Raw genomic sequence first — 11,154 nt, 5'->3', positions numbered from 1 at the left:
GCTGGATTATGGGGTTGGTACGGTGAAGGTGCCCTTGATGATCGCGCTGGTACGGTAATGGGCCAGCGCCAGGCGCTCTTCGCACAGAATGGTCAGCATGTTCTTCACGAAGTTGTCACGGTCTTCGCGGCTAATCTCGACAGTGGCATCCATGCGATCCCAGACTTGGGACGCCAGGTCGAAACCGCCGACGGTGAAGGTGCCGAGTGCTTGTGCCTTGGTGGCCACGACCGGCAGCCCCCACATAACCTTCGCGGCGAATGCCGCCGGACCGCCGAAGATGTACCGGCCTTCAGCATCCTTCAGCAGCGCGATGGCATGCCAGTCGCGCGGGTTCAGGATGATGCCCGACGCTTCGAATTCCGATTCGCTGGTCTGGAAGATGGCGTGAGCGATCTGGTCAGCGCGGGTGTCACCTGTGGCGTTCAGTGCGGTGTCGTAGGCGGTAGCGACTGTGTTCAACCCGGTGAGGTTGTCACCGGTGCCATCGCCATTCAGCAGCTGCCCTTCTTCGACCAGGGCCAGGCCGAACAGCAGGCGGTTGTTCACGTAGGACTCGAGCATCGGCGCATCGTCCATCACCTGGCGGGATGCCTGGATCCAGTGAGCGATGGTTTTGACGTTCGCGGTTTCCTTGGTGAAGGTCAGGTTGGACTCAGGCTTCAGGTTACCTTCAGCCACCGGCGCAGCACTGTTGGTGAACACGTTCTCGCGAACGTATTCCAGCGAGTTCGAGCTGATACGACCTTGAGCGAGCAGGTCTCGAATGGTCAGACGGCGGAGGCCTGGCATCAAGATGCCTGGGTTTACCTGCGGCTGGATCAGCGCGCCGGCAGAAGCAGCACCGCTGCCCAGCTGCTTGTCGAAGCTCTTCACATCCACCTTGCCCGAGGACTTACCATCCCAGGACTTTTTCAGGTCTTCAGCCGTCTGGGCCGCGAAGCTCTTCTTGGTGGACGGATCATCGACGGCGCCGCCAGCCAGCTTTTGCTCGATATCGAACAACCGCGTGCCGGCGGTCTTGAGCTCGTCCTGAACGGTGGTCAGGTCGATCTGAAGCTTCTTGCTGACCTCGCCATTCTGTTGGATCTCGGTTTTCTGGGCGTCGAACAGCTCCTGCATGCGGGTCTGCGCAGTCTCGATCGCCTTCTGGATTTGGGCCAGTTCGGACATAGGTGAATCCTCGGTTCAGATTTGGGGGAAGGTTTTCAGGCGCTCCAAGAGCGCGGCGATTTCAGTGGGGTCGCCGCTTTCGGACTCGCTCCGAACCGCGGACTTGATGCGGGCGATCAACGCCTGCGCTTCGGACTTGGAAAGGCCGGCGGATTCCCTCAACCAGCTCTCCGCATCGCGGATGCTTTCAATGGTGTCCATGCTCTTGAGCGTGGAAACGGTGGCCGCTTCGTTGGCCGGGAAGGTGCACACGCTGATCTCCGTCAGGCGCGATACCTTGCGGAAGGAGAAACCGGTGGCGATCGTGGACATATCGCCCTTGGCGATACTGCACCCGACCGACATACCCCCTACCGTCCCGTGCATCATTGCGGCTTTCAGGGCTTCGGACTGAGGGTTTCCGGGTGTTAGCTCGCCTCGAACGTGAAGACCGTGACTGTCTTCTGAGAGGTCGAGCCACTTACCCACCGGAATCTCATTGCGCTGGTGGTTGAAGAACATGGCCACAGCGCGGCTTTGATTCTTGAGCGCATCCGCGAAGGCGCCGGCCTCGATGACGTCGCCGTCGCTGTCGACCACGCCGAACACACTGGCATAGCCTTCGAACACGCCCTGGGCACCGCCATTGGCGAATTTGATTGCGGCCTGATCGAAGGCCAAGGTTTTGCAAACGCTGGGCATTTGCTGCCTCCAGAATGATCAAGCCCCGCTGGATGCGGGGCCTGGGTTGCCGAGTTGAGTGATGGGTATGTTTTGGGACTGCACGGTGGCTTCGTCCCCGCCAGGTAAGGGCGGCATGTTGTCCAGCCGGCGCAACTCGTTGCGAGTACGCAGCCCCTTGTCGGCCATCACGCCCATGAAGTTAGCGCGGGCCGTCGAGTCGCCGCGGAGTAGCCCATCGATGTTGTGCTCAGCATGGAAGCGACCGAGTTCGCCGGGCTTCAATAACCAGCGCTCGATCGCGTATTCCCAGCGGTTGAGGTATGGCGACAGGGTGTACTGCAAAAAACCCAGGTTCTGCTGCTCGATTCCCGACCCCCAGCTAGTGGACTTTTCCACATCGCCCACCAGGTGCGGCGGCACACCGAAGAATCGAGCCAGCTCGCTGACCTGAAACTTGCGAGCTGCCATCGTCTCCGCATCCTGGGGGCTGACCCCGATGGCCTGGGTGGTGAATCCACCTTCCAAAATCCACAGCCGCTTCTTGACGGGGCCGCCGGAAATCTCCTTGAAATTCTCTTCGACCTGGGCGCGCTGTTCCTTGTTGAGCACCTTCCCTTCGCCGGTCATCAGAAGTTGCGGCGACTTGGCACCGTTGGCATAGAAGTCCCGTTGCTGATCCTCCATCGCCACCGCGACCCCTGCTGTCTTCGCCGCGAAAGCGATAGGCGACAGGCCGACCAGCCCGTTGAACCCGAAACCTTTCAGGTGGAAGATTTCCGCGGGCTTGAAGTCTGCGTACTCGCTGTCTCGACGATATCGGTACACCACGCGCTTACCTTCAAGGCGGACATCCATGTTCACCGACATCAGGGGCATCATGCTGATCACGTCCCCGACGCTGTTGCGCTCAATCAGGGCATAAGCGTTGCCGTAGTAGCAGAGCTGCATGGTCATCGCTTCGCGGAACTCGACAGCAGTCATGTACTGGTTTGGGCTGTAGCGCAGCAGACGGGCCAGCGGGTTGTCGATGCCGACTTTTCTCCGGTCATCACCGGTAGTCTCGAAAACATCCAGCGGCAGGCCGGCCGTGACGGTGGAGATCAGGCGGACGCAGGCGAACACCGTGGAGATCTGCAAAGATCGCTCGTCGCTCACGACCGAATCGCCCACCACCCCAGAGGCGGACACTGGCCCGGTCTGCGAACCCTTCTCCGGCGAGACCAGGCGGCCGCCGACAAAGAAGCTCGCCATACGCGCCCAGAAGGGACTGCGCGTGCGCAGATCAATGCTGTAGTCGGTGTCTGCCATTACATGCTCATCGGTCTGGAAAGGAAGTCGTCGACAGAACCTTGGGTATCCGCATTCGCGAGCACCCGGCCTATCGTCATGATCAGCGCTACGGCGCCGTCGATCTTGTTGTCGTCGCCCTGCTTGATCGGGCGCACCACGTCATCGTTGCCCGGCAGGTACTTGCCGATAACATTGCCGATACACCAGGTCATGATCGGATTGCCGTCGTGATGGAACCTGCCGGCCTCGATCGCTGCCTCCAGCTCCTTCATGCCGTCGGACATGTTGGTGTAGTTCTGGGTGATGGTGATCGGGTTGAAACCCTCGTCGTCTAGGTCATGGCTCAGGCCCGTGGCGCCGTGCGGATCGATCGGGCATTCCCTGATCGGTGCCAGCTTATTGGCTTCCTTGGTGTCCTCGAGGATTTCGCGGTAGTCCACCTCGGCACCAGGTGTGGCGGTCAAGTGGCCGCTATTGACCCAGGCCTGGAAGCGCTCGGCCATGCGCTTGTTGTCCACGTCATTCGCAGTGTCCTCGGGAACCCAGAACGCCGGACCCACGCTGTAGTAATGGACCTTCCCATCGATTTCTCGCCAGAACAGCCTGGCCCTGGAGTTCATGTCGAGCTTTCGCGCCAGGTCGAACCCCGCCATCCACTCTTGCCCCTCGAACTGCTCAAGCGTGAGCGTCTTGTCCTCGCAGGCCTTCCAGCTTTCCATGTTGAAGAAGCCGGATTTGGCGCTCACCCACAGGTTCAAGTGCTTGGTCTTGAACGTGTTGGTGAAGCGCGCCGAGCGGATCGCCCGGGCCAGCTGGCTCTCCAGGTACTCCTGAAACACGGACACACCCATGCAGGGGTTGGCCTTGGCCAGATTCTTCGGGTCGGTCCAGTCGTCGCCCTCGTCAAGCGTCCAGATGTAGCCGAACAGCTCGTCGTCCGGGACGGTACTGTTGAGCATCTCGATGACCTGGCGGCGCTTGTCGTAGCACGGCCCCTCGATGTTCGCGCCGGCGGTGGTGATGATGAACATCAACGGCTGGCGGCGGGCGCCCATCCCGGTGAGCATCGTGTCGTACTGGGCGGCGCTGTCGTGCTCGTGGTATTCGTCGATGATCGCGCAGGACGGCGACGCACCATCACCTGGGTTGCCAATTAGCGGCTCGAATCGGCTGCCGTTCGACGGGATGTTCAAGTTCGAGGCGTTGACCTCGATGCCGGCTGCCTCGATCAGCATGGGTGACCGGCTGACCATCAGCCTTGCAGGCCGGAAAACCTCCCACGCCTGCTTCTCGGTGGTCGCACCGGAGTAGACCTCGGCGCCGAACTCGTTGTCGGCGGTGAACATGCTGATGCCGACGCCCGCGGCAATCACCGATTTGCCGTTCTTGCGCGGCACTTCCCAGTAGCTCTCGCGGAAGCGCCGGTACCCGCCCTTCTTCCGGACCCAGCCGAAGGTGCAGGCCAAGCCGAAAAGCTGCCAGGGTTCCAGGGTGATCAGTTGTCGCTTGAACGCCCATTCGCCCTTGGTGTGGGGCAGCAGCTGCATGAGGCGCAGCTTCTTCTCGGCCTTGGCCGGGTCGAACTTATACGGGTAATTCTTCGAGCGGCTGGACGACACATCCTCGAAGTGCCGCTCGATCGCCTGGTGGATGTAACGACATGCCGGAAACTTGCCCTTGAGGACAGACCTTGCCCACACCATTGCCTTGTCGACATTGGTGTACTTGGCTCTGGTCATCAGGAACTCAGTAGGGCTGCGAACTCGTTGGTAGATTTCTGCTTGTTGCCGCCAATGATCCGCGTGCGGCTGGCTGGGTCCAGGCCCAGCATCGACCCGAATGTCACGATCTGACGCATTGCTTCGTTTGCAGCGGTAAGCGCCGGGTTCTTCATAGGACTACCCTGCGACGACTCGACCACCGGGCCGAACTGGTCGACCGCCTCCTGAGCCATTCGCCAGTTGCTGTAGGCGGTGCAGAAAGCCTCAACGTTGTGCAGGTCAGTCAGTGCGATGACGTTCTCGCGCAGCAGTTCGGGTACCAGCATCTTCCACATCGTGGCCGCACGCTCGCTCAGCCAGTCCGGCGGATCCACATTGGTTACCGTGGCGAACTGCGGCTCAGCCTTGTTCAAGGCCCGTTTTCCGGGGTTGCCCGCTAGCTCTTTCTTGGCCGTCGGCTTGGGTTTGCGACCACGGCCGGCGACCTTGGCGGTGCCTCCCATCGCGCAACTCCTGAATTTTTAATTTCGCGGGTGTAAAAAAACGACTGAGGGCGCGGTGTCCGAGCGAAAGGGCCTGAACTTTTGACCCTCCCCCTCCCCGGAAACGAGATTTCGTATCATTTCCGCTGTTTTCGATCATTTTTTGCTCGTTTTCGACTCCCGCTGCGTCTTGGCCTTGTGGCAATCACGGTTGATCGCCCGCAGGTTGTGATCATCGTCGGTGCCGCCGTGGGCTACGGCCACGACGTGGTCAACCTCATGGGCTTCGCGGATGCGACCGAGCTGGGCGCAGTCATCACACCGACAGAGGTACTGATCTCGCTTCAGGATTCGCTCACGCTTGCGCCGCCACGGGCGACCACCACGGCCTGACCCCTTGCGTGTCGCCCAGGCCTTGGCCTGCTCGGCAGCCAGCTCGGCGTGTCCGTCACAGTATCCATTTGCGTTCCGGTGCAGCGTTCGACAGCCCTGAGCCCTGCACGGCCGTTGCGGTCTCAGCGGCATGGCGAACCGTCCAGATAGTGCATGCGTGGCAGTTCGTCTGGGTCGATGGCCGTATCGTCAGCCAGAGCTTCGATCAGGGCCAGATTCTGGCTTGCGATCGTCTCCAGCAGGCTGGTTTGTTTCTGCTCCTGCTCCAGAATCTGCTGGATCAAAGAGATTGCGTGCTCGTTCACGGGCGACCCTCATCCATTTGTTAATCCATTCACGCCGTGCGGCACAGCCTGAACATGTCGTCACAATCTTTTACACTCCAAGCCTCTGACAGAAATCGAGATTCTTTGCATGCCTAACAGACCGAGCTGGCTTACCGTGGGAGTACTTGGACTTGCTTTAACCGCAGCTACGCACCTTGGCACTGTTGCTTTCAAATTCGGCCAGCAAGACACTGCTCTAGCAGCCCAGGCTGCGAGGAATCAGGAACTGAGCGCCGAAAGGGATCGGCTTTACAATGTCATTGGGGATTGGAAAAAAGCCTACGAATCCCAGCAATCGTTGCTGCAAGCAGCTCAAGCCGACGTGGTTCGTCTAAAAAACGACCGGTGCAATCCTATCTACGATCAAGTCTACGATTTGAAGCAATCAATCAACTTCCCACGTCGTTACGGCTTCAATGATGCAGACGTTGCAAACTTTCACATCATGCTGCAGGAGTTCCAGAGGACCCTTCAGGCTTGCTATCAAGCGAAATGATCGGTCGCTCTGTGCTTAGTCAATCCGCACGATCTTGGCAACGTTGCCCTTGGCCCGGCACACCAGAACGGCGGCCAGCAGGTAGAACGCAGTGTTGAACCAGGACGCATCGGCGAACTCGTCGTGCATCACCATGCGGCCAACGAGGCTGACGCACTGCATGCCCGTCACAGCGCAGGCCGCCCACGCCATCAGCGAGATGCCCAGCTTGTAGCGGGCATCTGGATGCGGCCGGTAGCGCAGCCCGATCATTACGAAGATGACGGCGCACAAGGCGGCCTGGATAACGGCAACCATTCAACCCTCCTTCCTGGCGCGCAGGCGGAAGACCCATTGCAGCCAGCTAGGCATGCGACCGGTCTGCATCCACTCCAGCAAGCCAGAGAATGTGACGACGCAGAGCACGCCGCATACGAATGCGCTGAAGCCAGCGGTCTGGGTCCAGGCCCGGCCCATCAGCTCGGCCGCACCGAAGTAGCCGCCGATCCAGCCAGCCAGTAGGTAGCCGAGACGGCGCCAAGTGCTGATTTCCTTGGCGAACACCACGTAGAAGAAAGCCCCGCCGAACGCGCCGACCAGTGCGGCGAGATCCAGCTGAGGGAATGCAGCACCCAGGCCGACGCTGGCAAGTACGCCGGTCACTGCGAGGACGCCGGTACTTGGCTCGGCCATAAGCACTGCTCCATAAAAAAGCCCCGGCATTTGCCAGGGCTCAATAACGAAAAAGCCCAGCTACATGGCCGGGCTTTCTAAAAATCACTGGTCTAGGTCAGAGATCATTCCACTTTTCAATGTTGTGTTCCCACCCTTCCCTGTTGTCTTTCTCGTACTCGTCTTCCTCATCCTCGTCATCATCGAATGGAGACTCATAAAACGGGTCGACCGGCTCTTCGTCATCATCTTCAATCGCGAAGTCACCATCGTAGTGGGGCTCAGGATCGTGCTCGTGCTCGTGCTCGTGCTCGTGCTCGTGCTCGTCATCAATATAGTCGGTCACTATCGCACCTCAAATTGGCTCACTGGGCGACCGCTATATATAGGGGCGATGATTGTTAGTCAACAAAAAACCCGGCGCATCGGCCGGGTTTTTTACGTCAGTCCTCAACGTGCGCAGGAATGACAGGATGGGGATAATTTCGCTCAGTCGCTCACTGATGTCAACAGGCAATCATGCGGCCTCTTTCATCAGGAGACCCTCGGCCTCAAGGATTACCTTCACGTCAGCCAGCGCATCGTCCACCAATCCATCCAGCTTCTCGTTGATTTCAGCCCTCCAGCGACGGCGGGTCGACTCCGGGGCGGCGTCCAGATCCCAGGTGTTCATGTCGTAGAAGCTATCCGGCAAAATGATCACATCTTCTTCGACCGCATCGATCCGTTTCTTCGCTGCCTGGCCAGCGGCGACTGCGGCGTTCACTGCGGCCTCCCGGCGCCAAGGCGACGCATCCAGCGGGATATCTACCGAGACAGTTTGCGGCGCCTTGCGGCGTGCTCCCTTGAGCTTTGGGATTGCCCAGGCGGTCACTGCCTTGTAGATGAACAGTGTCGGCGCCGGGCTCGCGATGAGTGGCCGGATCAGCGTGATCGCCTGAACCTTCTTCGATTTGTTGGTGCTGTACTTGGCGACCAGTGCATCCCAATGCCTACCCTTCAGCATGTGGTGCAGGCGGGCCGACAGCCAGTAATCGATCTGGGTGCGGTCGATGCCGCCGGATCGCCCTCCCAATGAAGCCAGGCAGCCACCCTCCTCCTCTGCCGACTTGTACAGCTTCTGCCAGGCCTGGGCCTTCGCCGATCCCTTCTCGCCCGCCGCCAGAGCGGCAACTACTGCACCCGAAACGCTGCTGTAAACCATGGTCCTTTCCCCTCAATCCCCGGTGTAGTTGGTGCCGCCGGCGCCGCGCCGGTTGCTTCCTTGATATGTCGCCTCAGGCCCGGATGCCTGAGGGTTCTTCAACTGATCGATCTGCCGGAGCGCCGCCCGAAGCCTCATGCTGAGCTGGGTCACCAGTTCATCCAGGGCCAGGGCCTCGCCGGTTGCAGCCGCCACAAAGCCCGAGGCATGGCAGTGGCCGCATGGCAGTTCGTGAAACACACCCTGAGTGACCGCTCTCCCACGGCACAAAGGGCACTGAGCCAGATCGATCACAGCCTTCTTGAAGGCTGGGCCGTGGCTCTTCCTCATCGCCCACCCTCTTCGAGAGCCCAGCCAAGCTGTGCAGCAACGAGGACGATTGCCCGGCGGGTCGCCACGATTCTCGAAGGCTCAGACCTGAACTCCTGCATTACAGAATGGCCGTGGCCGGACACGCAGATCCATGACTCCTCGCTTTCGGAGGTCGTGTTCTGCTCAAGGTCAAGCCGGAGCCGGGACAAGAGACGGAATGCATCACCGTCGTCCCCCAGCGGGTCCCACGCGCCAGTGAGCCCACGCGTCGAGTCGTACCAGCCCACATCAATGCGACCGAAGGACGCCGGGACAACTCCAGCAGCCTTACCGGCCAATATCAGCAACTCCATCTCGCCGCGGATCTTGCGTTTCTGACCTTCCAGGCCGAAGAGGAAGGCGACGGCGCCGTGCTCGGAATTTCTCATTTCGAATCCTCGCTAATTACAAATTCGGCAAGGTGGCTGGAAGCCTTGTGTTCCGCTGGCTCGCCGGAATTCTGTGAAATTTCGGATAAGGCCTTGGTAAGGCCGTGAATGGCACCGAAGCCGATGCCGTCTAACCAGGCGTGCCACTTCTCCAGGGCCGCCCGGCGCTGCTGCATGGCTTGGGTGTGGATGTAGGTGCTGGCGATCTTGCCCAGCGTGTGGTTCAGCAGCATCTCGCCGATGTGGCCATCGATGCCGAGGTCGGTCCAGGTGGTGCGGGATACCTTGCGTAGGTCGTGACTGGTCCACTCGCCCTGCCCCAGTCGGGTAAACACCATGCTCGCCTGGGTTTCGCTCAGCGGCAGCCCGCGGCGGTTCGGGAAAAGGTACACGCCCTCGTAGCCCCGGGCCTGCTGATTCGCCCGATACCGGCCCAGCAGCGCCTTCACCTGGTCGGTCAGTGGCAAGCGGTGCTCGGTGCGGGTCTTGGTGTTGGCGGCGGGAATGAACCACTCGGCAGCGGCGAGGCTGATCTCGCTCCAGCGCGCCAGGCGGGTCTCGCCGATCCGGGTGCCGTGGGCCAGCATCATCAGGGCCAACATGGCGTCGCCCGCCTCATCCTCGAAGGCCTTGGCCAGCTGCTGCATCAGCTCCGGCAGTTGCACGTCCCGCAGGCGAGCCGCTTTGGGTAGGATCTTGGCTTTGGTGAAGTCGTTGAAGCGCATCCCGGCCATTGGGTTGCGGTCGATCAACCCCAGCTGCAAGGCCTGGCGGAAGGCAGTCAGCAGCAGCGCGAACATCTGTCGCAGGTAGGACAGCGACACTTCGGCCTGGCATGGCCACATCAGGTGCTTGTCCAGCGCATCAGCATTCACGCAGGCCACGGCCAAGTCATCCAGGCGCGGCTTCAGGTGCTGGGCGATGGCGGAGCGGGCGCCGGCCTTGCGCTTCGCCGACAGTGAGCGATCACGCGCCATACGGTCGCCATACCAGTCCAGCAGCTGCCCCACGGTGGCCATGCCCGACACCACCGGCGCTGTGGCCGGATCGCGCAGCAGGCGCTGACGCAGCGCGGGCAGCTCGGCAATCACCGCCGCCACGCTCAGCTCTGGCCAGCGGGCGACCGGCACCCAGTTCTTGCCGCGCACCAGGTGCCACGTGCCGCGCTCGCGGTTGCTCCAGAAGCGCAGGTACAGGCCAGGGTGACGCGGATCACGCAGGTCGCGCACTGACTTGTCGGCGGCCTGCCGGCGCACTTCGGCCTCGCTCAGCTTCACTTCCCGGGTCGCGCTCATGCAGCCACCGTGGCGGGCTGCAGCAGGTAGCCGCGAATGGCCTCGACCGCGTCGATGTTGCCCCGGCACACGATCGCCAGGTAGCCCTGGGCGGCCAGTGCCTGCAGGTAGGCGTCCTGGCTGGGCGAGACCGGAGCATCGAACGGCGGCATGGCCTTGAACTCGATGTAGAGACCGAAGTACCCACCGCGAGCCATCGGCAGCACCAGATCAGGAACACCGGCCTTCACGCCCTGCCCTTTCAGTTTGGCGGCCACGGCCTTGACCCGGTGTCCGCCGTTCGGGACGTGGTAGATCAGCTTGTAGGCCTGCGGGTAGCGCAGCTGCAATTCTTTCATCAGCGCAGCCTGCTCCTGCCCTTCCCTGTCGACGGGCTTGGCGCGAGCCGCTTTGGCCTTGAACGGGCGAAGGGCGGGAGCATTCATGCGACCAGCACCCCCTCGTTCAGCAGCAGCGCCTGGGTACGCATGACGCCCTCGGCGTGGTACCGGCGTGCGGTGTCTCGATCCACGGCTTGGCTGCGCCCATCACAGGCATCGTGGCAGGCGCTGCAGGACCAGGCGCCTTGCAGGTCGTGCGGCTTCTTGCCCACGCCACAAGTGCCAGCCAGGCGGTAATGCGCGAGTACGGTAGTCTGGGGGTTGCCGTTGCAGACGCCCGGGATGCGCACCTGGCACTCCCGGCCGCGCGCGGCCTTGGTCAGTTTGGTTTGACGCACGT

At 61.2% G+C, this 11,154-nt stretch carries 17 protein-coding genes; 1 reads left to right on the top strand and 16 read right to left on the bottom strand.

The features are described 5' to 3' along the window. Positions 1-6: 6 nt before the first annotated feature. The 7 genes from ACTORR_RS24505 to ACTORR_RS24475 form a co-directional block, all read right to left on the bottom strand. Positions 7-1,173 (bottom strand): phage major capsid protein, encoded by a 1,167-nt coding sequence (locus ACTORR_RS24505; RefSeq protein WP_441343962.1) that lies wholly within the window; start codon positions 1,171-1,173, stop codon positions 7-9. A 15-nt stretch (positions 1,174-1,188) separates the two neighbouring features. Further along, positions 1,189-1,854 carry an HK97 family phage prohead protease gene (locus ACTORR_RS24500; RefSeq protein ID WP_441343961.1) on the bottom strand — a complete coding sequence of 222 codons (666 nt, stop codon included), beginning with the start codon at positions 1,852-1,854 and terminating at the stop codon, positions 1,189-1,191. Between the two features lie 18 nt (positions 1,855-1,872). After that, positions 1,873-3,144 carry a phage portal protein gene (locus ACTORR_RS24495; RefSeq protein ID WP_392524732.1) on the bottom strand — a complete coding sequence of 424 codons (1,272 nt, stop codon included), beginning with the start codon at positions 3,142-3,144 and terminating at the stop codon, positions 1,873-1,875. Then, on the bottom strand, positions 3,144-4,865 hold the full coding sequence (locus ACTORR_RS24490; RefSeq protein ID WP_441343960.1) for a terminase large subunit: 1,722 nt from the start codon (positions 4,863-4,865) through the stop codon (positions 3,144-3,146). Before ACTORR_RS24490 ends, ACTORR_RS24495 begins: the two co-directional genes overlap by 1 nt. Continuing rightward, positions 4,865-5,350 carry a phage terminase small subunit P27 family gene (locus tag ACTORR_RS24485; protein ID WP_441343959.1) on the bottom strand — a complete coding sequence of 162 codons (486 nt, stop codon included), beginning with the start codon at positions 5,348-5,350 and terminating at the stop codon, positions 4,865-4,867. Before ACTORR_RS24485 ends, ACTORR_RS24490 begins: the two co-directional genes overlap by 1 nt. A 135-nt stretch (positions 5,351-5,485) precedes the next feature. Further along, positions 5,486-5,854 (bottom strand): HNH endonuclease, encoded by a 369-nt coding sequence (locus ACTORR_RS24480; protein ID WP_441343958.1) that lies wholly within the window; start codon positions 5,852-5,854, stop codon positions 5,486-5,488. After that, the gene (locus tag ACTORR_RS24475) at positions 5,845-6,027 is read right to left on the bottom strand and encodes a hypothetical protein (RefSeq protein ID WP_441343957.1); all 183 of its coding nucleotides are present in this window, start codon (positions 6,025-6,027) and stop codon (positions 5,845-5,847) included. Before ACTORR_RS24475 ends, ACTORR_RS24480 begins: the two co-directional genes overlap by 10 nt. Positions 6,028-6,136: 109 nt before the next feature. Between ACTORR_RS24475 and ACTORR_RS24470 the strand changes: the two genes are divergently transcribed. Next, positions 6,137-6,544 (top strand): hypothetical protein, encoded by a 408-nt coding sequence (locus ACTORR_RS24470; RefSeq protein WP_441343956.1) that lies wholly within the window; start codon positions 6,137-6,139, stop codon positions 6,542-6,544. A gap of 15 nt (positions 6,545-6,559) precedes the next feature. Here the strand turns inward: ACTORR_RS24470 and ACTORR_RS24465 are convergent, their stop codons facing one another. The 9 genes from ACTORR_RS24465 to ACTORR_RS24425 all read right to left on the bottom strand — a co-directional run bounded on the left by ACTORR_RS24465 (position 6,560) and on the right by ACTORR_RS24425 (position 11,152). Next, entirely contained in the window at positions 6,560-6,841 is a 282-nt protein-coding gene (locus tag ACTORR_RS24465) for a phage holin family protein (protein WP_441343955.1), read from the bottom strand. Then, complete coding sequence (locus ACTORR_RS24460; RefSeq protein WP_441343954.1) at positions 6,842-7,216, bottom strand: putative holin; 375 nt, start codon at positions 7,214-7,216, stop codon at positions 6,842-6,844. A gap of 97 nt (positions 7,217-7,313) precedes the next feature. Continuing rightward, positions 7,314-7,541 carry a hypothetical protein gene (locus ACTORR_RS24455; RefSeq protein ID WP_441343953.1) on the bottom strand — a complete coding sequence of 76 codons (228 nt, stop codon included), beginning with the start codon at positions 7,539-7,541 and terminating at the stop codon, positions 7,314-7,316. Positions 7,542-7,712: 171 nt separating this feature from the next. Beyond that, positions 7,713-8,399: a hypothetical protein gene (locus ACTORR_RS24450; RefSeq protein WP_441343952.1), complete on the bottom strand. Its 687-nt coding sequence runs from the start codon at positions 8,397-8,399 to the stop codon at positions 7,713-7,715. A gap of 12 nt (positions 8,400-8,411) precedes the next feature. Beyond that, entirely contained in the window at positions 8,412-8,729 is a 318-nt protein-coding gene (locus tag ACTORR_RS24445; RefSeq protein ID WP_441343951.1) for a hypothetical protein, read from the bottom strand. Then, positions 8,726-9,139 (bottom strand): hypothetical protein, encoded by a 414-nt coding sequence (locus tag ACTORR_RS24440; RefSeq protein WP_441343950.1) that lies wholly within the window; start codon positions 9,137-9,139, stop codon positions 8,726-8,728. Before ACTORR_RS24440 ends, ACTORR_RS24445 begins: the two co-directional genes overlap by 4 nt. Further along, the gene (locus ACTORR_RS24435) at positions 9,136-10,434 is read right to left on the bottom strand and encodes a tyrosine-type recombinase/integrase (protein ID WP_441343949.1); all 1,299 of its coding nucleotides are present in this window, start codon (positions 10,432-10,434) and stop codon (positions 9,136-9,138) included. The genes ACTORR_RS24440 and ACTORR_RS24435 overlap by 4 nt, the downstream gene beginning before the upstream one ends. Further along, positions 10,431-10,859: a VRR-NUC domain-containing protein gene (locus ACTORR_RS24430; RefSeq protein WP_441343948.1), complete on the bottom strand. Its 429-nt coding sequence runs from the start codon at positions 10,857-10,859 to the stop codon at positions 10,431-10,433. Before ACTORR_RS24430 ends, ACTORR_RS24435 begins: the two co-directional genes overlap by 4 nt. Further along, complete coding sequence (locus tag ACTORR_RS24425; protein WP_441343947.1) at positions 10,856-11,152, bottom strand: DUF1364 domain-containing protein; 297 nt, start codon at positions 11,150-11,152, stop codon at positions 10,856-10,858. Before ACTORR_RS24425 ends, ACTORR_RS24430 begins: the two co-directional genes overlap by 4 nt. Between the last annotated feature and the right edge of the window lie 2 nt (positions 11,153-11,154).

Origin of the sequence: Pseudomonas sp. SAR267, from assembly GCF_052077595.1 — a bacterium.
GTDB classification, from domain to species: Bacteria; Pseudomonadota; Gammaproteobacteria; order Pseudomonadales; family Pseudomonadaceae; genus Aquipseudomonas; species Aquipseudomonas vlassakiae.
Note: the sequence above shows the minus strand (reverse complement) of the source record. Positions and strands in the feature narration are given on the sequence as shown.